The organism is Robbsia andropogonis, from assembly GCF_034047095.1.
Classification (GTDB): Bacteria; Pseudomonadota; Gammaproteobacteria; order Burkholderiales; family Burkholderiaceae; genus Robbsia; species Robbsia andropogonis.
In genome coordinates this window covers 1,274,321-1,296,349 of sequence record NZ_CP139170.1, presented here as the reverse complement: position 1 = coordinate 1,296,349, position 22,029 = coordinate 1,274,321, and the positions used below count along the sequence as shown (strand labels likewise).

General features: G+C 61.1%; 21 protein-coding genes. 10 read left to right on the top strand and 11 right to left on the bottom strand.

The window, feature by feature from the left end:
• Positions 1-11: 11 nt before the first annotated feature.
• The 5 genes from purE to SJQ66_RS19215 all read right to left on the bottom strand — a co-directional run bounded on the left by purE (position 12) and on the right by SJQ66_RS19215 (position 5,772).
• Positions 12-536, bottom strand: coding sequence for a 5-(carboxyamino)imidazole ribonucleotide mutase (gene purE, locus SJQ66_RS19235; protein WP_024902786.1), 525 nt, complete (start codon positions 534-536; stop codon positions 12-14).
• Positions 537-572: 36 nt separating this feature from the next.
• A complete protein-coding gene (locus SJQ66_RS19230) occupies positions 573-1,466 on the bottom strand; it encodes a phosphoribosylaminoimidazolesuccinocarboxamide synthase (RefSeq protein WP_024902785.1) in 894 nt (297 codons plus the stop codon).
• Between the two features lie 314 nt (positions 1,467-1,780).
• Positions 1,781-2,845, bottom strand: coding sequence for a class II fructose-bisphosphate aldolase (gene fba / locus SJQ66_RS19225; protein WP_024902784.1), 1,065 nt, complete (start codon positions 2,843-2,845; stop codon positions 1,781-1,783).
• Between the two features lie 122 nt (positions 2,846-2,967).
• Positions 2,968-4,416 (bottom strand): pyruvate kinase, encoded by a 1,449-nt coding sequence (gene pyk, locus SJQ66_RS19220; RefSeq protein WP_390173995.1) that lies wholly within the window; start codon positions 4,414-4,416, stop codon positions 2,968-2,970.
• Positions 4,417-4,542: 126 nt separating this feature from the next.
• The gene (locus tag SJQ66_RS19215; protein ID WP_320535172.1) at positions 4,543-5,772 is read right to left on the bottom strand and encodes a phosphoglycerate kinase; all 1,230 of its coding nucleotides are present in this window, start codon (positions 5,770-5,772) and stop codon (positions 4,543-4,545) included.
• Between the two features lie 313 nt (positions 5,773-6,085).
• On the opposite strand from SJQ66_RS19215, the gene SJQ66_RS19210 reads away from it, so the two are divergent.
• From SJQ66_RS19210 to SJQ66_RS19170, 9 genes are all read left to right on the top strand, one after another.
• The gene (locus SJQ66_RS19210; RefSeq protein ID WP_024902781.1) at positions 6,086-6,280 is read left to right on the top strand and encodes a zinc-finger domain-containing protein; all 195 of its coding nucleotides are present in this window, start codon (positions 6,086-6,088) and stop codon (positions 6,278-6,280) included.
• 139 nt (positions 6,281-6,419) lie between these two features.
• Positions 6,420-7,445, top strand: coding sequence for a lipopolysaccharide heptosyltransferase II (gene waaF / locus SJQ66_RS19205; protein WP_024902780.1), 1,026 nt, complete (start codon positions 6,420-6,422; stop codon positions 7,443-7,445).
• 57 nt (positions 7,446-7,502) lie between these two features.
• Positions 7,503-7,943 carry a nuclear transport factor 2 family protein gene (locus tag SJQ66_RS19200; protein ID WP_024902779.1) on the top strand — a complete coding sequence of 147 codons (441 nt, stop codon included), beginning with the start codon at positions 7,503-7,505 and terminating at the stop codon, positions 7,941-7,943.
• The gene (locus SJQ66_RS19195; RefSeq protein ID WP_407691550.1) at positions 7,861-9,003 is read left to right on the top strand and encodes a YheT family hydrolase; all 1,143 of its coding nucleotides are present in this window, start codon (positions 7,861-7,863) and stop codon (positions 9,001-9,003) included. Before SJQ66_RS19200 ends, SJQ66_RS19195 begins: the two co-directional genes overlap by 83 nt.
• Before the next feature lies 1 nt (position 9,004).
• Positions 9,005-9,763: a DUF2946 family protein gene (locus SJQ66_RS19190; protein ID WP_320535170.1), complete on the top strand. Its 759-nt coding sequence runs from the start codon at positions 9,005-9,007 to the stop codon at positions 9,761-9,763.
• A gap of 199 nt (positions 9,764-9,962) precedes the next feature.
• Positions 9,963-10,403, top strand: coding sequence for a cyclic pyranopterin monophosphate synthase MoaC (moaC, locus tag SJQ66_RS19185; RefSeq protein WP_320535350.1), 441 nt, complete (start codon positions 9,963-9,965; stop codon positions 10,401-10,403).
• Between the two features lie 405 nt (positions 10,404-10,808).
• On the top strand, positions 10,809-12,026 hold the full coding sequence (locus SJQ66_RS19180; protein ID WP_157684961.1) for an OpgC domain-containing protein: 1,218 nt from the start codon (positions 10,809-10,811) through the stop codon (positions 12,024-12,026).
• Between the two features lie 182 nt (positions 12,027-12,208).
• Positions 12,209-14,137: a PglL family O-oligosaccharyltransferase gene (locus tag SJQ66_RS19175; protein WP_024902775.1), complete on the top strand. Its 1,929-nt coding sequence runs from the start codon at positions 12,209-12,211 to the stop codon at positions 14,135-14,137.
• A 65-nt stretch (positions 14,138-14,202) separates the two neighbouring features.
• Complete coding sequence (locus tag SJQ66_RS19170; RefSeq protein WP_320535169.1) at positions 14,203-15,630, top strand: chloride channel protein; 1,428 nt, start codon at positions 14,203-14,205, stop codon at positions 15,628-15,630.
• On the opposite strand, the gene minE is transcribed toward SJQ66_RS19170, so the two are convergent.
• The 3 genes from minE to minC are packed head-to-tail and all read right to left on the bottom strand — an operon-like array spanning position 15,621 to position 17,580.
• Positions 15,621-15,875 (bottom strand): cell division topological specificity factor MinE, encoded by a 255-nt coding sequence (gene minE / locus SJQ66_RS19165; RefSeq protein WP_024902773.1) that lies wholly within the window; start codon positions 15,873-15,875, stop codon positions 15,621-15,623. The two genes, SJQ66_RS19170 and minE, sit on opposite strands and share 10 nt — an antisense overlap.
• A 9-nt stretch (positions 15,876-15,884) precedes the next feature.
• Entirely contained in the window at positions 15,885-16,700 is an 816-nt protein-coding gene (gene minD / locus SJQ66_RS19160; protein WP_024902772.1) for a septum site-determining protein MinD, read from the bottom strand.
• 43 nt (positions 16,701-16,743) lie between these two features.
• Positions 16,744-17,580, bottom strand: coding sequence for a septum site-determining protein MinC (gene minC, locus SJQ66_RS19155; RefSeq protein WP_253462801.1), 837 nt, complete (start codon positions 17,578-17,580; stop codon positions 16,744-16,746).
• Positions 17,581-17,980: 400 nt separating this feature from the next.
• Between minC and SJQ66_RS19150 the strand changes: the two genes are divergently transcribed.
• Positions 17,981-18,277, top strand: a complete 297-nt coding sequence (locus tag SJQ66_RS19150; protein ID WP_046152703.1) for a hypothetical protein — start codon at positions 17,981-17,983, stop codon at positions 18,275-18,277.
• A 117-nt stretch (positions 18,278-18,394) separates the two neighbouring features.
• On the opposite strand, the gene SJQ66_RS19145 is transcribed toward SJQ66_RS19150, so the two are convergent.
• The 3 genes from SJQ66_RS19145 to motA form a co-directional block, all read right to left on the bottom strand.
• Positions 18,395-19,897, bottom strand: coding sequence for a YihY/virulence factor BrkB family protein (locus SJQ66_RS19145; RefSeq protein WP_024902769.1), 1,503 nt, complete (start codon positions 19,895-19,897; stop codon positions 18,395-18,397).
• A 185-nt stretch (positions 19,898-20,082) separates the two neighbouring features.
• Positions 20,083-21,156 carry a flagellar motor protein MotB gene (motB, locus tag SJQ66_RS19140; RefSeq protein ID WP_253462800.1) on the bottom strand — a complete coding sequence of 358 codons (1,074 nt, stop codon included), beginning with the start codon at positions 21,154-21,156 and terminating at the stop codon, positions 20,083-20,085.
• Positions 21,153-22,016, bottom strand: coding sequence for a flagellar motor stator protein MotA (motA, locus tag SJQ66_RS19135; protein ID WP_024902767.1), 864 nt, complete (start codon positions 22,014-22,016; stop codon positions 21,153-21,155). The genes motB and motA overlap by 4 nt, the downstream gene beginning before the upstream one ends.
• Between the last annotated feature and the right edge of the window lie 13 nt (positions 22,017-22,029).

The following is a 22,029-nucleotide window of genomic DNA, read 5'->3' as shown; positions in this document are numbered from 1 at the left end:
TCCGGCGGCGCTCACGATGCCGCGTCCTCGTCCAGCGGCAGCGTCATGGCCTCCGCCACCTTGCGCTGCTTCACGCGAAACGCTTCCAGTTGTTCCTGCACGTCCGGCGCACCCGCGGCCAGCAGCGCCACCGCGAACAGCGCGGCGTTTGCGGCGCCGGCTTCGCCGATGGCAAACGTAGCCACGGGCACGCCCTTGGGCATCTGCACGATCGAGTGCAGCGAGTCCACGCCACGCAGGTATTTGCTCGCCACCGGCACGCCCAGCACCGGCACCGTCGTCTTTGCCGCCAGCATGCCCGGCAGATGGGCAGCACCGCCGGCGCCGGCAATGATCGCGCGCAGACCACGGGCGCGGGCGCTCTCGGCGTAGGCGAACATCTCGTCCGGCATCCGATGCGCGGAGACGACCTTCGCCTCGTGGGCAATGCCGAATTCCTTCAACACCGCCACCGCGTGACGCATCACGTCCCAATCGGAATTGGAACCCATCACGACGCCGATTACCGGCGGCTTGGCTGTTTCTTGTTCGCTCATTGCGGCAGTCACTCTGTAAAAGTCAGGCGTCGAGGATCAGCGCAGCGGCTGGCCGGTCACACGGGTCAACGCCTCGATGTACTTCTCCGATGTCTTCGCGATCACATCGGCCGGCAACGCCGGCGCTGGCGCGGTCTTGCCCCACGGCTGCGTTTCAAGCCAGTCACGGACGAATTGCTTGTCGAAGGAAGGCGGATTCGATCCCACCTGATATTCATCAGCGGGCCAGAAACGCGAGGAGTCCGCGGTCAGCACTTCGTCCATCAGGACAATGTTGCCGGCATCGTCGAGACCAAATTCGAACTTGGTGTCGGCGATGATGATGCCGCGTGTGGCGGCGAATGCCGACGCTTCCGTGTACAGCTTGATGGAGATGTCACGGATCTGCTCCGCGATGCCGGCGCCCACACGTTTTGCGGCATCATCGAAAGTGATGTTTTCGTCGTGTTCACCGAGCTCGGCCTTGGCAGCCGGCGTGAAGATGGGCTGCGGCAGTTTTTCTGCATTGCGCAGACCGGCCGGCAGCTTGACGCCGCAGACCGACTGGTCGGCCTGGTATTCCTTCCAGCCACTACCGGCCAGATAGCCCCTTACCACCGCTTCGATCAGAATCGGCTTCAAGCGGCGTGCGACAACGGCGCGACCGGCGACCTGGTCGACTTCGTCGGCGGAAACAACCGACTCCGGCGCGATACCGGTCAGGTGATTTGGAACGATATGGCCGAGCTTGGCGAACCAGAAATCGGACAATTGGTTGAGCACGCGGCCCTTGGCCGGGATTGGCTCACCCATGACGACGTCGAATGCCGACAACCGGTCAGACGTGACGATCAACAGCTTGTCGTCGCCAACCGCGTAGTTTTCGCGGACCTTGCCACGACCTAACAGCGGCAGTGAGCGGATTGTCGATTCGTAGAGCGTCGATGGCATGGGGGTCCTTCCTGAAGGCGGCGTGGGCCGCCTGACGGGCTGCCCAAGGGAGAAAACCCAGCATTTTAATACTTTTGAGGAGGGGGGGATGAAAATGTGGCGGCCGGGGGGAAACTGCGACCTGTGCGCCACAGTGCGGCAGGCGACGTCGGGATGTCGCCGCTCCCCCTTCTCTTATCATTAAGCAAACGCCCCTGACGCAATGGGCTTGGCAGCCAATCCGCAAGGGGCGACGTGGAAACGGTGAGCGCGTGAACAGGCCGTGCCACCGGCCTTGACGCGAGACGATCCCCGCGTCCCGCATCCAGACTTGTTTAATTCACCACTTGATTCAACTCACCTGCCTTATACCGCTCGGCCATCTTCTCCAGCGAGATCGGCTTAATCTTGCCGGCCTGTCCTTCGCAACCAAATGCGATAAAGCGGTCTTTACAAACTTGCATCGCCGCATTCCGTGCCGGCTTCAGGTAATCGCGCGGGTCGAACTTCGACGGGTTTTCCACGAAGAACCGACGCAGTGCACCGGTGATCGCCAGGCGCAGGTCCGTATCGATATTGATCTTGCGCACGCCGTTCTTGATGCCTTCCTGGATTTCCTCGACCGGCACGCCGTACGTTTCCTTCATATCGCCGCCGAATTCGCGAATTTCCGCGAGCAACTCCTGAGGCACCGACGACGAACCATGCATGACCAAATGCGTATTCGGAATCCGGCGATGAATTTCCTTGATGCGCGAGATCGACAAAATATCGCCCGTGGGCTTCTTCGTGAACTTATATGCACCGTGCGACGTACCAATGGCGATTGCCAGCGCGTCGCAACCGGTCTGGCGCACGAAGTCCGCGGCCTGCTCCGGATCAGTCAGCAACTGCTCGCGCGTCATCGTGCCTTCTGCACCGTGACCGTCTTCCTTGTCCCCCTTCATCGTTTCCAACGAACCGAGCACGCCCAGCTCCGCTTCCACCGTTACGCCGATCGAGTGCGCCAGTTCGACCACCTTGCGCGAGGTTTCCACGTTGTACTCGTAGGACGCGACCGTCTTGCCGTCAGCTTCCAGGGAACCGTCCATCATGACGCTGGAAAAGCCGCTGCGAATGGCCGCCATGCAGACCGCCGGCGATTGGCCGTGGTCCTGGTGCATCACCACCGGCAGATGCGGATAAGCTTCCACCGCCGCTTCGATCAAATGACGCAGGAACGCTTCGCCAGCGTATTTCCGCGCACCCGCTGACGCTTGCATGATCACCGGGGCATTCACGGCATTGGCCGCTTCCATGATCGCCTGGACCTGTTCCAGATTGTTCACGTTGAAAGCCGGCAGGCCGTAACCGTTTTCAGCGGCGTGGTCCAGAAGTTGGCGCATCGAAACGATGGGCATGGTTTTCTCCTTTCTTTATATAAAATCTTTGCGTGGGGACTAAGGGCATGCCGGTTTGAGACGCAAGCGGCCACCCCTGACCGACAGCGTCCCCCGTACGGCGAATCGCCTGCAACGCGGCGCTATTCGCCCACCGTGACGATCTTCAATGCGTTCGTGCCGCCGGGCTGTCCCATCGGCGAACCGATCGTCAACACCACCCGGTCTCCAGCACTGGCATGACCGTGATCGACCAAGGTTTTAATTGCATCAGCAAGAACCTCGTCGCGATTGTCCCCCGTCTCCATCGCCAGCGGCGTCACGTTGCGGTACAGCGCCATCGCGCGCTCCGCCCTGATCCGCGGCGTCAGCGCATAAATCGGTACTTGCGTCCAATGCCGGCTCATCCAGAGGGCGGTGGCACCGGATTCGGTCAGCGCGACGATCGCCTTTGCCTCAAGATGGTAGGCCGTGAACATGGCGCCAATCGCGATCGACTGGTCGATCCGCGTAAATGTGCGGTCTACGATATCACGATCAAAAGCCACTTCCTGTGTCTTCTCCGCCTCACAGCAGATGGCGGCCATCGTTTCGATCGTCTCCACCGGATAGCGCCCCGCCGCCGTTTCGGCTGACAACATCACCGCATCGGTACCGTCCAGGACCGCATTGGCAACATCGGAAACCTCGGCGCGCGTGGGTACCGGCGCGTTGATCATCGACTCCATCATTTGCGTGGCGGTAATGACGACGCGGTTCGCGTCGCGCGCCATGCGAATCATCCGCTTTTGCAACGCCGGTACCGCGGCATTGCCCACTTCCACCGCCAGGTCACCGCGCGCCACCATGATGCCGTCGGATGCCTCCAGGATTTCTTCCAGCGCCGGAATCGCCTCGGCCCGCTCGATTTTCGCGATCATCCGTGGCTTGATGCCGTACTCGGCGCCGGCAACGGTGGCCAGTTGCCGGGCCATCGTCATGTCGGCCGCGCTTTTCGGGAACGACACGGCGATATAGTCGGCTTGAATGGCCATCGCGGTGCGGATATCGTCCATGTCCTTCGCCGTCAACGCCGGTGCGGACAAGCCACCACCCTGCCGGTTGATGCCCTTGTTATTCGATAGGTCGCCGCCAATGCGCACGCGCGTATGGATTTCCTCGCCCACCACCTTCTCGACCACCAGGACGATCAAGCCGTCGTTCAATAGCAAGACATCGTTCGGCGACAGATCCCGCGGTAGATCGGGATAATCGAGGCCGACGCGCTCATCGTCTCCTACCTTGCAATTGGCATCGAGGATGAATGACTGCCCAGGGCGCAACGTCGTCTTGCCATTTGCAAACTTTCCCACGCGGATCTTCGGCCCTTGCAGGTCAGCCATGATCGCCACTTCCCGGCCGCAGGCACGGGCGGCGGCGCGGACCCGGTCCGCGCGATGCCGGTGGTCGTCCGCGGTGCCATGCGAAAAATTCAGACGCGCGACGTTCATGCCGGCGTGGACCATCCGCGTCAGCGTTTCTTCGTCGTCCGACGACGGGCCGAGCGTGGCGACGATCTTCGTCGCCCGCTTCAGTGTGTGGACTGGCTCCATCGGCACCCCGGGCGGCGCGATGAAATGCGCCGGCGCCGGCCCTGGCCCCGTTCCGGCGGTCTCGGTACCCTGCTGTGGCGTGGAGGCAGCGTGCTTGCGGTCGTTGTTTCCCGTCGTCGTCATGGCTCAAGCCCTCGATGCAAGAACGGCCACCGCCGGCAAGGTCTTGCCTTCGAGGAACTCAAGGAAAGCCCCGCCGCCGGTCGAGATATAGCCAACCTTGTCGGCGATACCATATTTGGCAATCGCGGCAAGGGTGTCACCACCGCCCGCAATCGAAAAACCGTCGGACGCGGCAATCGCCTGCGCCAACGTTTTCGTGCCATTCCCGAATGCGTCGAATTCGAAAACGCCCACCGGACCGTTCCAGACGATCGTGCCAGCGGATTTCAACTGCTCGGCCAGAGCCTTTGCCGTATCGGGGCCGATGTCCAGGATCATGTCATCCGCCGCGACATCGGCCGCGGCCTTGACCGTCGCCTTAGCGGATGCGCTGAATTCGGTTGCGGTCACGACGTCCGTCGGGATTGGCACCTGGGCACCGCGCTCCCGCATCATCTCGATAATTTGCTTCGCTTCGTCGACCAGATCCGGCTCGGCCAGCGATTTACCGATCGGCAGACCGGACGCGAGCATGAACGTATTGGCAATGCCGCCACCCACGATCAACTGATCGACCTTCGCGGCCAGTGATTTCAAAATCGTCAATTTGCTCGACACCTTCGAGCCCGCCACAATGGCTACCAGCGGGCGCTTGGGTGCATGCAAGGCCTTACCCAACGCATCCAGTTCCTGCGCCAGCAACGGACCGGCCACCGCCACCGGCGCGTATTTGGCCACGCCATGCGTGGTGGCTTCCGCGCGGTGGGCGGTGCCGAATGCATCGTTGACATAGACGTCGATCATCGATGCGATTTGCTTGGAGAGCGCGTCCGAATCCTTCTTCTCGCCCACGTTCACGCGGCAGTTTTCAAGCAGCACGACATGGCCAGGCGCCACATCGACGCCCTTTTCAACCCAGTTCTGCACCAGCGGCACGTCACAGCCGAGCAATTCCGCCAACCGCTTGCCGACCGGCGCCAGCGAGTCTTCCGGCTTGAACTGTCCTTCGGTCGGACGGCCCAGATGCGAGGTCACCATCACCGCGGCGCCCGCCTCCAGCGCTGCCTTGATCGCCGGCACCGATGCCTTGATCCGCGTGTCCTCGGTGATGTTGCCGTGATCATCCTGCGGCACGTTCAGGTCGGCGCGGATGAATACACGCTTTCCGGCCAATTGCTTGGCGGCAATCAGGTCGTCGAGGCGGTGGACAGTGGTGTGGGCGGCGGAAGCGTTTTCGGGAGTGTTGGACGTCATGTAGGGTGTCTCGCGTGCTCGATGTAATCTCGATATGATTTTGCGGGCGATCCCACGTCGCCGGATGGTACCGGCCGACAGCGTGCCGGCACCGCCGCTACCGTGCGCGCGCCGGGGCAGCCGAGGCCGCGCGGCGCGTTGGACCGCGTCTTGGAGGTGCTTACCGTCGATTATTCTACCGCGATGTGTCCGGCACGCGGCAGATCGATACAACCGGACACATCTGCGGCCCCGCGCCGCCCCGCTCGGACGCCGTGTGAATTACAATAGCCCGGACGCTTCCCTTATCCGCAACTTCCAGATTGGCCGTACGATGTCGAACGTAAAAGAGATGCCGCTGATAGAGGTCCGCGCAAAAGACCTCCCCGTGTATTGCCCGAATCCGGAAATGACACGCTGGAATGCGCATCCGCGCGTTTTCATCGATGTCACGCATGGGGAGACCAAATGCCCGTACTGCAGCACGCGCTACAAGTTGCGGGACGGCGAGGTCGTACACGGGCATTGAGCCCCGGCGCCGACACCGCGATGGTGACACTCATCCAACGCTTACCCCGCTGCCGGTCTTATCCCGTCGCCCCCACAAGAGCTGCGCGAAGCGAACCCCGCCGCGTGGCGGTTTTTTATTTGAGATGGATTGCTAGCTGATGCGTCGCGCGCTCGTCATCGCCCCGAACTGGATAGGCGATGCGTTGATGGCCCAACCTTTGTTCACCGTGTTGAAGCGTCTGCACCCTCGGCTGCAGATCGATGCCGTGGCGCCCGGCGGCGTCGCGCCGGTATTGGAAAGGATGCCGGAAATCCAGACCGTGCATACCACTGAACTCGGGCATGGCAAGCTGCAACTGTGGCAACGCCGGGCGCTGGCGCAGGAACTACGGGATATCGGCTATGACGCCGCCTACATCCTGCCGAACTCATTGAAATCGGCGCTGATTCCATGGATGGCAGGCATCCGGTTGCGTATTGGCTATCGCGGCGAGTACCGCTATGGTTTGCTGAACGTGATGCACGCACAGCCGTCAAAGCGGGAACGGCCACCCATGGTGCCGCATTACGTGGCGCTGGCGTATGCCCCCGGTGCGACGTTATCGGACACGTTGCCAATACCGCGACTCGAAAGCGACTTGAACGAAAGCACGCGTGTCTCGCATCGGTTTACGCTGGATAACCGGGTGCCATTGATCGCCTTCTGTCCCGGCGCCGAGTACGGTCCGGCCAAACGCTGGCCCCCGGAACACTTTGCCCGATTGGCACAATTGCTACGTCAATCGTTTCCGTATGCGCAGTTTGTCGCCCTGGGTGCCCGCAAGGATGGGCCGGTCGCACAGGCCATTGCCGACGGCGCACCGTTCGTGCGGAACTTGTGCGGACAGACGGCGTTGGGCGAAGCCGCGGCGTTGATCGCCCGCGCGGCGCTGGTCGTCAGCAATGATTCCGGACTGATGCATGTGGCGGCGGCGCTGCGCCGACCCTTGGTGGCGCTGTATGGATCGACCGATCCGCGCCACACCCCGCCTCTGTCCGACACGGCACAGGTACAATGGCTCCATTTGGAATGCAGTCCCTGCTTCCAGCGCGAATGTCCGCTCGGCCATCTCCATTGCCTGCGGGAACTCGCGCCCGAGCAGGTTTTCGAAAGCGCACGCCAGCAACTCGCCCAGCATCGCTGAGTGCCGCAACGCGCCGTAGCGACGCGTTTCTCTCGATTCCAATCCCGACGAGCCACGATGCCACGATTCGCCAGACTGTTCGAAGCCGCCGCCGACACGCTGAACGCCTACTATGCCGCCGTTGCCGAGCGTAATCTCGAAGCGGTGATGCAGCTTTGGATCGACGAGGAATTCGTCTCCTGCATCCAGGCTGACGGCGCGCACTTGCACGGACTGGAGAAAATCCGCTCCGGCTATGCGTTGCAGTTCAACCAGGGTCGCAAGAATATCGAAGCCCTCGATGTCCGCGTCTATGACAGCGTGGGAACCGTCGTCTATGCTGCCGCGGAGGTCCATCGTGGCCCCGGCGAGGCCGAGTCGATGGTGTTCACGACGTATGTGATGGTCCACGAGCATGGCCGATGGAAGATCGCGCATGTCCACGCCAGCACCATGCCGGAAGACACCGCACGTCAGTTTGCCGCCAAGTCCCGCAGCCGGCGTGGCCCGCTCCACTGACACCACCGCGGCGTTTGACGCCGCAACCGCACGCACCGCGCCGCGCCCACCTCCCTGGCTGTTAGGTGGTCATGCGCAGACGATCATACCGTCGCTCTGTCTACCGAAAGCCGCGGTACCGTATCGACGCGAACGCTGGACCACGCCAGACGGCGATTTCATCGACTTGGACTGGGCCGATGGGGACGCGCCCATCCCGTTGGCCACATCCATACCGAATGGCTCGCCGCCCGCCGCGCCGAGCTTTCAGGACAAGCGTCCCCTTCTGGTTCTGTTTCATGGGCTGGAAGGCAGCTCGGACAGCCATTACGCCCGTGCACTGGCCTCCGCTGCATTACGCCGTGGCTGGCGTGCGGTAATTCCCCACTTCCGCAGTTGCAGCGGCGAGATGAACCTTGCCCCCCGCTTCTACCACTCCGGTGACGCAGCCGAGATTGATTGGATTCTCGATCGGCTTGCGGGCGTCTTGCCGCCGGGGGTGCCGATGCATGCCGCCGGTGTGTCGTTGGGCGGCAATGCATTGCTGCGATGGCTCGGCGAGCAGGGACAATCGGCACATCGACGTGTCCGCGCGGCAGCCGCGATCTCGGCCCCCTTGGACCTGGCGGCAGGGGGACATTCGCTCGCGCAGGGTTTCAATCAGATCTACACCCGCCATTTCCTGCAGACATTGAAGCAAAAGTCGGCCACGAAATGGCAGCAATTCCCACGTCTGTTCGCGCTGGAAAAGATGCAAGCCGCGCAAAACCTGCATGCATTCGACAACGTCGTCACCGCGCCGTTGCATGGTTATCGCGATGCGGACGACTATTGGCACCGCGCCTCTTCGAAGCCGGTCCTGCCGGCGATTCACGTCCCTACGCTGGTCCTGAACGCGCGCAACGATCCTTTTTTACCGCGTTGGGCGCTTCCCGGTCCAGCGGAAGTCTCGCGCGCCGTGACGTTGATGCAGCCGGATCGCGGCGGTCATGTCGGCTTCACCGCGCGCGGCGACACAACCACGGATAGCTGGCTGGCCCGCTGCGTGCTGGGATTCCTGGGCAAACACGAGGAGCGTTGATATGGACCGGATCGTGAAAGAAGCCATGGCGAAATGGCCAGACGTCCCCGCTTGCACGGGCTGGCTGGCGTTGGACCGACGCGGGCGCTTCCGGATGCGCGATGAAGCATGCCAAGCCGCCGGTGAACCCGGCGAGCCCATTCGCCATGCCGCCCTGAACGCGTTCATCGCTCGGAACTACACGTCCGATGCCGAGGGGCGGTGGTTCTTCCAAAACGGCCCACAGCGCGTGTTCGTCGACCTCGATTACACGCCACTGGTAGTCAGACTGCACCACGGCACCAATGACAGGTGCATAGAGCACGCCTCGGCGGATGGCGCCCGGCTGCCGGTGCTGATCGACCAATGCGCACTGCCGTTCATGCCTCATGCGTGCTGGTGCGATGATCAAGGGAGTATTTTGTTTTCAGGACAACGTGGAGAGACGAACGCAACGGATGCGGCATCGTGGCGTGATGCGACAAATGCCACCGAGGCTTCACGCAGTCACATTGTCAGCGATACGGTCGCCTTGCTGTACGATCAGGATCTAGATCTCTTCCTGACGTTGTTTCCTGAGACGGCGCACCAGATAGCCGCATTGCTGGAAATCATGGAACCCACGCAAACGCCTGTACCGGCGCCAGATGATCCACGGTTCGGTGCCAATGAAGGCACCTCGCTACGTTGGCCGGGAATCGCCTCCCCGCTACCATGCCATGTCATCGCCACCGAAGCCGTTGCCGCGCGCTTCGCCTTCTGCCGCCGTCCGGTGATATGACCGATCAGCGCACGGCACGCCATCTGGCACCGCCTCCCAGCCACCGATATCCCATCCTCGCATGCCTACCGAACCGATGACCCAGAAAGGCGTATCCGTCATTGCAACCGCCGCCACGTCTGACCGCACGGCCGCGGCGCCTTCCGAAACGTCCGGGACGTCGACCCTTACGCACTTCGACGCCGCCGGACAGGCACATATGGTCGACGTCGGCTCAAAAGCGGAAACCCGACGTATCGCGGTCGCACGCGGCAGCATCGTAATGCTGCCGGAGACACTCGATTTGATCGCGCGAGGCGCGGCAGGCAAGGGTGACGTCATCGGCATCGCGCGCATTGCCGCCATTCAGGGATCGAAACGCACCGCCGACCTGATCCCCTTATGCCACCCGCTCGCGTTGACCCGGGTTGCCGCCGACTTCGTGCTCGACGCCACCCTCCCAGGCGTGCATTGCACGGTCCGCGCGGAAACAACCGGTCGCACAGGCGTGGAGATGGAAGCACTGACCGCGGTTCAGGTTGGCTTGCTGACGATTTACGACATGTGCAAGGCCGTGGATCGGGGCATGACGATCACCGATGTGCGGCTCCTGGAAAAGCACGGCGGCAAGTCCGGCGACTGGGTCTCCTCGACAGGTTGACCCGGGATACGCCCTCCCCGGCCGCTGGCACGCTCCCTGCGCCATCCGTGTATGACGGGAACGATTTACCGGATCTCCAGACCGATTCCACGGTATGACACGCTCGCCATTTGCATGGATATTACTGATATCTCACGCGAAAAGCGCGCAAAGCCTGGAAAATCGTAACCCTTTGTTACCCGGAGAAAATTCGGGTTGACCCCCATACAGTTCGTTCCTACCCTTGTAAAGGCGCCAATAAAGCATGGTCGTAACCTTGCGTAAAACGGAAAAATAATTTCGGGTGAGCGCGAGCGCAAAATGGGCGCAACCATGGCTTACGCGGACACACGCAGAATCTCGCTTGTCATCGTGGAACGTCTCTTAACACGGGGCGTGTGTCGAGGCGGCGGAACGGAGACAAGCATGACAAGCAGCAGCAACGCCGCCGCGTTGACCAATAGCCCCTCCTCCACGAGCCCGGCCGCGCCACGTGCGGTCGGCAGTCGGCGCAGTATAGAAGTCGATTTCTTTCGTGGCCTTGCCTTGGTCGTCATCATGCTCGACCACATCCCGCAAAGTCTGGTGTCGAAGGTCACGTTGCATAACTATGCCTTCTGCGATGCCGCCGAGATGTTCGTGTTTGTAGGCGGGTATTCGGTAGCAGCCGCCTATACCGCGATCATGGACCGGCAAGGTGAGCGCGCCGCAGCGCAGCGCTTTTTAAAGCGTGGTGTCGAAATCTATCGCGCCTTCCTGTTGCTGGCTGCCATGATGCTCGTGCTTGGCATGCTGTTCCACGGCCTCAAGCTCGATACGCCCGAAGTACTGGCAACCGAAGCCGGAACTTTCATGAGGCGCCCGCTCGGGATGTTGCTGGATATCGCGAGCTTGCGCAGGCAACCTTTCTTGTCTTCCGTCTTGCCGATGTATTTGTTGTTTGCCTTGTCAGCCCCTGCCGTACTGGCCTTGGCGCGGCGCGCGCCCTGGTTGACGTTGGTGATCAGTATTGGCATCTGGGCACTGGCCCCGATATTGGCCGCCGGATTGCCCACGGCCTACCCGGAAGGCTGGCCGTTTAACCCGTTTGCCTGGCAATTGATGTTTGTTTCAGGGGCTATCTTCCGTCTGAAGCCCGTTGATGCGGAAGTGTTGGCTACACCGTGGGGCGGCATGCTGACGCGGATTGCCGTCGTCGCCGTCGTCGGTTTTGCGATCTGGCACATTTTTCTTCTGTCCGCGCCCACTCCGGGCTATGACAAGCAAAACCTCGCATTGAGCCGTCTTTTGAATTTTGCGGCCCTGGCCTGGTGCGCGAGCTGGATCACCGCTCGCGGCTGGGCAGGGCGCGCCGCGGCAGCCCTCCCGGCGCTAGTGCGGACTGGCCAGCACAGCCTGCCATGCTTTGTGGCGGGCGCCTGCATATCGGTCTCGATGGACGCCCTGTCCCGTCCCTTTGCCGCGGCACAGCCCTGGCTGGTGGGGAGCTGCGACGACATCCTCGCCACCGTACTGCTGCTCAGCGTGGCCTGGATCGCCGCATCACTGAAGAAGCGCGGCCGCAAACCGGCGGCTTCACGTACTGCCGGCGCAAGGGTGCCGTCGGGCGGACCACAGCGTACGTCGGCAGCAGTGCGCAACTGACCCCAGCCGAGACAGGTCCCACACGGGCACCCGTTCGCGTCGGCCCTTATCACCCAATCTATCCGTTGCGGCGCAAAAAACGGGGCTTTTGCGTCGAAGCATGCCCCAAACAGGGGTACATCGGTCACAGGCCAACTATCTTTGTGTATAGTCGCCGGTTGCCGTGACCATTTCTTATTTCGATGCCGATTTCGATTTCGCGTAGCGGATCCGCCTTCTCCCCCCGTTCCTGGACCTCCGCGCCCACGCTTCCGTTCGCCTGCCTCGTCGTACTGGTGTGCGCCTGGCTCGTTCCCTACGCGGTCGTCGGACACACTTACCCCATTCCGACGTTCTATGCCGAATACGCGGCATATTGCCTCTACGTCGGCCTCGCCGCGATGGTGGGCCTGATGACGTGGCAAGCCAGCCGCCAATCATCGGCGGCGGAGATACGGCCCGGATCACCGATCGTCGCGCTCGTCCCGATCGGTCTCGCCTGTGTGCTGCTTATACAGACGATGGTACTGCCCACCGCGCAGCCGTCGATGAATGTGCTGGGTGCATGCAGCCTGCTGCTGGCGGCGTTGGCCATGCACGCGGGGTACTGGACCGAACGTCTTGCGTGGCGAACGCAGATTGCAACCTGGATTGCCTGGGCGCTGCTCGCGGGTGGCTGCTTTGCGGTGTTCTGTCAGTGTGTGCAGCTGTTCCATGCCGAGCGTACTTTCGCACCGTTCGTCGTCTCCTATAACGTGACGACGAACCGCAGACCGTTCGGCAATATGGCGCAGGCCAATCATTTGGCGACCTATATCTCGTTTGCGTTGGCGGCATCCGTCTATCTCGTGCAGACCCGACGTCTGGCGCTGCCCGTCTGGATCGTACTGGCAGCGGTGTATTCGTTCGGGCTGGCACTCACCGTGTCACGAACACCATGGCTGCAAGTTGCCGTGATATTGCTTGCGGCCGTGCTGATGGCCTGCGCGGCGGCGCGCACTGCCGCCTTGTCGCGCGTGACGCTCGGCAGCGATGGTTTTCTGCGCGATACCACCGGCAAGGGCGACGATAGCAAGTGGATGCGCGCAAGGCGCTGGCTCGTGCCGGTACTGACCTTGCTCGTCTTTGCCGTGGTCAACGTCATGGTGCGCAAGCTCAATACGTTCTATGGGTGGCATCTGGACGAGTCGGCCTCGTCGCGCTTTCAGGATGCCGGGCAGATCTCGCCGCGGCTCGCCCTGTGGAAATACGGCTGGACGATGTTCCGCACACATCCGCTACTGGGGGTGGGCTGGGGGGAATTTCCGCGATTCCAATACGAGTACGTCGAACAGCTTGGTCATGTCGAAATCGCCAACAACTCCCATGACATCGTCATCGACCTCCTGGCCAAGACAGGTCTGATCGGCTGCCTGATCGTGGCGCTCGGTTTCGTATGCTGGTTATGGCGCAACCTCGGCGCGCTGTTCACCGATCGTGGCGACGTGCAATCGCGGCTGTTCGGCCTGGCGATGCTTGGCGTCCTGGGCATGCACGCACTCGTCGAGTATCCACAGCAATATCTGTTCTTTTTGCTGCCTGCGGCGTTCTTGTTCGGGTTGCTGGAGACACGCGCCTTGCGTCGCATCCCCGTGCCTGCCAGTGTTGCCAGCTATGCCGTAGTCACCGCCGCCGGTGCCGCAATGATCTATCCGGTCCTGGCGGATTATCATCGCGCCGAGACGCTGTATTACGGCAACGCACCGGAACAGCAATATCGCAGTGATCCGGCGTGGATCTTCGGCGCATGGGGGCAATTCGGCCTTAGCACCCTCCTGCCACTGGACCGGGCCGCCATCGATGCGAAGCTCGACGCCCATCGTAAAGCAATCGCCCTATTGCCCGGCGAAGTGGTATTGCGGCGCTATGCGATCCTGCTCGCTCTCGCCGGCGACAACAACGCCGCGCTGGATCAGGTCGTACGCCTGAAAATCTTCGCCGAATCACTGCACGACTGGCCTGCCCAATTGAAATTGCTCTACGGCCTTTGCGCACAGCGGCCAAACGAACTGGCGGGATTCAGCGCGCAATTACACGCCTTGTACGGCGTCCCTGAAGGCGCCGCCGCCACGCCCGACGACGAGGACGAATAAGCCCTCATAGGCGCGCCATGATAGGCGCGCGCTATACTTTGGGTTGCGCACTTGAATCGTCACCGATGCCACCCACCTTTTCCTCACTCCCCTCCCGCACCGCGCATCGCGCGCGTCGGCTCTGGCACGACTACGGCATTATCTGGATGGGGGCCATCGTCGCAGGCCTGATCGCCGTTGGCTATGCCAAGCTGATCGACTACGGTTTCTCGCTCTTCAGCAATGTGCGCGAGTCGTTTTTCTGGGCGCCGCTTATCGTCACGCCGGCAGTGGGGGCGGCCTGCGTCTGGATCACGCGTACTTTCTTCAAGGGGTCTGAAGGCAGCGGCATCCCGCAGGTGATCGCGATGTTGCATATGGATGCATCACTTGGTAAGTCCTTACTTACGCCACGAATCATCATCGGCAAAATCGGGGTTTCCTTCATCGCCATCCTCGGCGGCTTTACGATCGGGCGAGAAGGACCCACGGTACAGGTGGGGGCGGCGTTGATGTACCAGTTACGCCGTTTCTATAAGGAATCGTCGATTGCACTGGAGCGGCAGCTTGCACTGGCCGGTGCCGCCGCGGGTCTGTCCGCGGCCTTCAATACGCCACTCGCCGGCATCGTCTTCGCCATTGAGGAATTGGCGCGGAATTTCGAACAGCGCGCGAGCGGCGTGGTCATAACGGCCATCATCTTTGCCGGTATCGTCGCGCTTGGCATCAACGGCAACTACACGTACTTTGGCACGATCGAGGTCCGCACCGACTTTCCGAAGATCATGATCCTGGCTTGCATCGCCGTTGCCATACTCACCGGTATTGCCGGCGGCGCATTCTGCTGGTTGATCATCAACAGCGCGCGCTGGATTCCAGCACCGATCGCGCGTATGCGTGCTGAGCGACCGGTGCTGTTCGGCGCATTATGCGGTCTTGTCGTCGCGGTATTAGGGTTGGTGTCGGTTGGTGCCAGCTTCGGTAGCGGCTATGCGGAAGCGCATGCGGCGTTGGATGGTCGACAGTCGCTGTCGCCGCTGTATCCGTTCCTGAAGATCGCATCGATGGTGGCGTCCTACCTGCCCGGCATTCCGGGTGGCATTTTCGCGCCGTCGCTCGCCATCGGCGCCGGTTTCGGCACGGTGCTGCATGAGGTTTTCCATAGCCTGTCGATCCCGTTGCTGATTGCGCTCGGCATGGTGGGCTATCTCGCGGCAGTGACGCAGGCCCCGATCACGGCGTTTGTGATCGTGATGGAAATGATCAACGGCCATGCGTTGGTGATTTCGTTGATGGTGACGTCCCTGCTGGCCAGCCGCGTGTCCAAGCTGTTCGCACCACCGTTCTATGAAACACTGGCGCACCGGTATGCTGCAACCCCGGCCTTGTCCGCACCGCCGCCGACCGCGGAAAGTGCGACTGCGGCCGCCGTCCATGACGTACCGCCGTCCCGGCACGTCGATCGTACCGATGGCGCCGGTCAGGCAGAAAAACCGTCGACGCCTCAGGTCTGAGGAATTTCAATCTTCACTTCGAGCACTTCCAGGTTGCCCTGATGCTCGACGTGCAGCTTGATATCGTCGTCGCCAATCTTCACGTATTTGCGGATTACCTCGACAAGCTCCTTCTGCAGTGCCGGGAGATAATCCGCCGGTGGCTTGTCGCTGCCGCGCTCATGCGCAATGATCAGTTGCAGCCGCTCTTTTGCAACGGCTGCGGTTTTTTTCTTTTCGCCCAGCAAAAAAGAAAGAAACGACATATCGTCTCCTTACTTGTTGCCGAAAAGGCGTTGTAAAATTCCCGGCTTCGTGTACTCCGTGAAGCGCAGCTCCTTTGTCTCGCCCAGGAAGCGGCTGATCACGTCCTTGTATGCCTCGGAGACATCACTGCCTTCGATATGCACGGCCGGCAAGCCCTGATTCGACGCTTGCAACACGGATTCAGACTCCGGCACCACGCCGATCAACGGAATGCGCAGGATTTCCTGGATATCGGTCAGTGACAGCATTTCACCTTCATTGACGCGTTTCGGGTTGTAACGCGTGATCAACAAGTGCTCCTTGATCGGCTCCTTGCCTTCTTTGGCACGACGCGTCTTCGAGGACAGAATGCCAAGGATGCGATCCGAATCCCGCACCGACGACACTTCGGGATTCGTCACGATCAGCGCTTCGTCGGCGAAGTACATCGCCATCAGTGCGCCCGATTCGATACCGGCAGGCGAATCGCAGACGATGTAGTCGAACTTCATGTCGATCAGGTCATTGATGACCTTTTCCACGCCTTCCTGCGTCAGTGCGTCCTTGTCACGCGTTTGCGACGCAGGCAGGATGAACAAGTTCTCGCACTTCTTGTCCTTGATCAGCGCTTGATTCAGATTGGCTTCACCCTGGATCACATTGATCAGGTCGTACACCACGCGGCGCTCGCAACCCATGATCAAATCCAGGTTTCGCAGGCCGACATCGAAGTCGATGACGGCGGTCTTATGACCCCGCAACGCCAGGCCTGATGCAAAGCTCGCGCTGGTCGTGGTCTTACCCACGCCCCCTTTGCCCGAAGTCACCACGATAATTTTTGCCATACGCTTTCGCCACCTAATGTAAAGAGATGAACCGGTTGCGCCGTCAGGTCAGCCGCAAGGGTTCGAAGATCAATTTTTCGTCGTCCAGGCGAACTTGCACCGGCTTGCCTTGCACGTCCACCGCCAACGGATTCTCGGTGGTCCGATAAATACCGGCGATCGAAATCAGCTCCGGTTCCAGGCAGGTACAGAAGATCCGCGCCGCATGGTTGCCGTGCACGCCGGCCAAGGCCCGACCACGCAACGGTGCATACACATGGATATTGCCCTCGGCAATCACTTCCGCACCGTTGCTGACCTGCCCAAGAATGACCAGATCGCCTTCGGCGTAGATACGTTGGCCAGAACGCAGTGGCCGATCGATAATCAATGTAGGGGCAGCCTTAGGCGGCACGCTACCTGACGCAGGGCTTGTTACCGCCGCGGCATCAAGACCGGATTCGTTGCCTGCCGCCCCGCCCTTGCCGGCCGTTGCCGGCGTTTCCGTAGCGTGCGTCACCGCCGCCGATGACGCGCTCGACGCATCGTCAATGGCGTCACCGCTGCGACCGCGGTCCCGCGACTCCAGGACCGGCGCCTGTTGGCGCTCGGCCCAGGCACGCTGCAGGCTGTCTTGCGTGTCGATCACGACACCGGCCGTGCGCATGCGGAATTCGGTCAACAGCGCTTCAATCTGCGCCAGATCAAGGCCGGATACCGGCGTCTCAAGGCGCCGGACGTCCACCGCGACCGACTCACCGGCAAAAAATGCAGGCGTCGATTCGAAGCGACGCGCCAATTCGGCACGCAGCGCCCCAACATCGGCGGTCTTCATCACGAAATGCAACAGATCGACGGTACCGCTTCGCAATTCGAAAAACGGCGTTTTTTTGAGCGACATAGATTACTGACGAAGCTGCAGTCACGGGTTTGTGACAAAAGTTTCGCGTATTTTACAGGCATGTCCCCGTCGGTCGAGCGTTGTAACGATTTCTTTTCATTTTAATAGAGCACACTTGGCGTAAAGTTCCGTCATTCGAGACTTACCATAGCGCAGGAAGACCCTGAAAGGCGCACCACAGGGCCGTTTCAGGAAAATCAGCAAACCCCGGCGTGCAAGGGCCGGGCGCGGTAAACGGGGGAACGTCCCAGGCCAAGCCGTCACCGAAGGCAATCCCTGTTCGCGCTTGCTTTTACACGAGGTTGCAGCTTCCGCGTCTGATACGGGTAAGATAGATAAAAAAACTCAGTCGAATAGCGCGTCGCCACATGACTCGCTGGCCGGCGCCTACGGTATCCCGATGCAATCCGGAAACTTCTTTGAATGGCTGGGCAACCTGCTCGGCAGCATCTTGCGGACGATTGTCCATCTGCTGACCGCCACGGTTGGCGGGCTCGGGCACGCCCTGCATGAATTCACCCACGGCTTCGCGGATGCATTGGGTATCCATGCGTCCGCCGTCAATATTCTGTTTCTGGTGGTAGGGGTGCTGTTCCTTGTCGCCGGAGTGCGGTCGTTGCTCGCCCGCAGCTTTATTGGTGGCATCATCTGGCTCGTGCTCGCGGCGCTGATTTTGGGTAACCTGATCGCTTACTGAACGAGCCGTTCGAGATGCGCTGCGGCGTGACCGGCGATCATCGTCGAACGACGCCCACTTCGCTTTGTCGACGTTGGGATCGCGATCGGTGCCTGCCGATCGCGCAGTCGTTTCCTATTATTTTTTTTCGCGATTCGCCAACGCCGCGATTGCCAAGCCTGTCACTGCAGCAAATAAGGCCGCGGCAATCGGATGGCGGGTACGAGATGCCACCCGACCATACGGGGAGCCCGGTCCTGTCACACGCGTGACGCCACGCTTCACTGGTACTGGCACTGGCCTTGGCCGGCGCATGAACAGCGCGCCAAGCCGCTGCGCACGCTTGGCGCGAGGCGTCGCTGCAGACCCGCGCCCTATCGGTATCGTCTCCGAAGAAGATCGCGCCAACTCATCCACGCGGCGGCGCGTCGGCAACAGAAGCGTTATCGCTTGTAACACCCATGGTGCTGATTGCACGGCGACGCGTAGTAAGACCGGATGGCGCGAGCGAGCGATTGCCCGATCGACGGCCGCGCGGACCTCGCCCCGAGTGCAGGAGCGTGGCCGGGAAGCCGTGCGAGCTGACGCAGGCGCGTCGACAGGCGGCGACATGGATCGATCAAGGATGTCACGCGACGGTGCCATGCCCATGACTTGGCGCGCACGCGCTGTCACATTCTGGCGTGCGCCCTTCGCCTTGATGCGTGCCACGGGGGATACGGCTCCGCCAGAAGCCTGCTCGTCAGCCTCTGCCTCACCCCGATCGAATCCGCCTCGCACCGCTGCGATCTCCGCGCCCAATAGCAAAACCGCCGCGGAAAAATAAAGCCACATCAATAACACCGCCAGTGATCCCGCGGCGCCAAACGCACTCGCCGTGCCTGCATGCGCCAAATACAGCGCGAACAACTTCTTGCCGATGCTAAACAGCACTGCGGAAACGGCACCACCCCATGCCGCATCCCGCCAGGCCACGAGGGACGACGCATCGGGCAGGAACTTGATCAGCGCGCCGAACGCCGCCACCAGGATCACGAAGCTGACGAGCGTCTGCACCAGATTGCCGAAAAACACGAAAGGGGTGTTCTGCCATAGGACCGAGCCGATATATGTGATCGCGGTATCCAGGACCAGCGACACGATCAGCAAGAAAGCCACGCCGAGCACCAGGCTGAACGACACCAGGCGCGTGCGCACCATCTGCACGACGGTGGAACGAGAAGTATTGACCGGCATTGGCAAAACGACATCGAAAGCCGTATTCAGCGACGAGAAGGTGGCCGAGGCGCCAACGATCAACAGGAGCACCGACAAGATGGCGGCGAAGCCGCCGCCGCCCTGACGATGCGCGTGTTCGACAATGGACTGAATAGCGGCGGCGGCGTCCGCCCCCAGAAAACCCTGCACCCTGGAAAACAGTTGCCCGCGCGCCGCCTCCGCGCCATAGAACCATCCGGCAACGGCGATGACCATCAGCAACATCGGTGCAAGCGAAAAGGCCGAGTAGAATGCGATTCCGGCGGCCAGCGTCGGACATTTATCGGCACTGAAGCGCTTGGCGGCACGCATGGAGACCGAAATGGTCCTGGAACCGTCCTTTTTCAATGCTTGCGTGATGGATGTGGTATCAACTGCGGACATGGCGACGGCCCCTGGAAACAAACCGGGCCGTCAGACGCGGGAGCGTGCCCATGTCGCAAATCGATCCGGCCCTGCGAAGCAAAAAAGTTCGCTGGAGCAGTGAGCATTTCTCGTTCCCGGGCGGGATCGGTTGCAAGAATCGGTGCTGGCGGCGCGCCGACGCTCGTCAGTGCTTAGTGAGAAACCTACGACCCGGCATGCGGCGCAGCCGGCGCACTGCCAGCCGGGGGCATCGTGGTCACGGCATGCATCTCCTGCGCGGGGGTTACCGACGCTTCCTCGCCGGGTGTCATGGCCGACTTCGTATTCGGTGACGGCGTACCCGATGCACCGATCATATCGGCCGCTTCTTCGCCGTTACCGACATCCATCCGTCCGCCATCGCGCAGGAACGCGGCCAGGCTTTCGTGGTTCAGCACAAGAATACTGATTCGCCGGTTCATCGGTGCGGCCGGGTCCTTCAAATCCAGCGGCAACGCATCCGCCAGCCCTCGCACCTGGATGACCTTGCGTTCGTTCATTCCGCCGGCAATCAGCTCGCGCCGGGCGGCGTTGGCACGCTCGCTGGACAGCTCCCAGTTCGAATAGCCTTTTTCGCCACCACTATAAGGCGCTGAATCGGTATGCCCGGCAACCGATACGCGATTTTCCACGTCGTTTAGCGCCACACCAATCTCATCGAGAATCGACTTCGTGTACGGTGCCAGCACCGAGCTGCCCGACGCAAACATCGGACGATTCTGTGCATCGGTGATCTGAATGCGGAGGCCTTCACTGGTGATGTCGAGTCGAATCTGGTTCTTGAATGGCTTGAGCTTGATGTTCTGATCAATCAGCTGCTCGATCTTCTGCTTCAATGCGCTCAGCTTGCGCAAGTCGTCGGCCTTCGTCTGCTGTTTCTTCTCATCGAGCGGCGATGAGGGCTTGGCTTTCGATTTCACGGGATCCTCATGCTTGACGTCGCCGATGTTGCTCTTCGTCATGTCCGCACCACCGCCGTTCAGGATCGACGTGGCGCCTCCCGAGTAGGATCCTCCGGTCAACGCCACGCGCAGCGGCGTATTGAAATAGTCTGCGATCCCGGCCTTTTCGCCCTTCGTCGTGGAGCCGAGCAGCCACATCAGCAGGAAGAAGGCCATCATCGCCGTCACGAAGTCGGCGTAGGCGATTTTCCAGGCACCGCCGTGATGACCACCGTGATGTCCCTTCGACTTGCGACGAATAATGGTGAGCGAGACCCGATCCTTATCGTCGCTCATCGCGGCCCCTTGGTCGCCTTGACCGCTTCTTCCAGTTCATTGAAAGACGGGCGGTCGTGCGTGAACAGCACCTTGCGACCAAATTCCACCGCGATGCTGGGCGCGTAGCCACCGAGCGAAGCCAGCAGCACGCACTTCACGCACTCGTACGGCTTGCCCTCTTCCTTTGCTTTCGTATTGATCAGGGTCGCCAGCGGTCCGATAAAACCATACGCCATCAAAATCCCGAGGAACGTGCCCACCAACGCGCCGGCGATCAACTCTCCCAATACGGCGGGCGGCGCACCAACCGAACCCATCGTGTGGACCACGCCCATCACCGCCGCGACGATGCCGAAGGCCGGCAAGCCGTCCGCCATGCCCTGCAACGCGCCACCGGGCACGGCGGCTTCGTTGTGGTGCGTCTCCATTTCCGCGTCCATCAAGTCCTGGATCTCGTGCACGGTCAGGTTTCCCGATGACATCATGCGTAGATAGTCGATGATGAAATCGAGCAAATGGTGATCTGCCACCACGTCTGAATATTTCTGAAAGATCGGGCTGGTGTCGGGTGATTCGACATCCGCTTCAAGCGCGATCATGCCGTCCTTACGTGCCTTCTGCAGCAATTCATACAGCAAGGAAATCAACTGAACATAACGTTCCTTCGTAAACGCATTGCCCTTGAATGCTTTTGGCAGCGCACCCAGCGTCGCCTTGATCGTCTTGCCTGGATTGGAGATGACGAAAGCACCGCTCGCCGCGCCCAGGATGCAGAGCAGCTCCAGCGGCTGGATCAGTGCAGCGATGTGCCCACCCGCACCGATGAAACTGCCAACTACGCAGCCGACGACAAGGACCATTCCAATGATCACAAACATTCATGCACCTTCC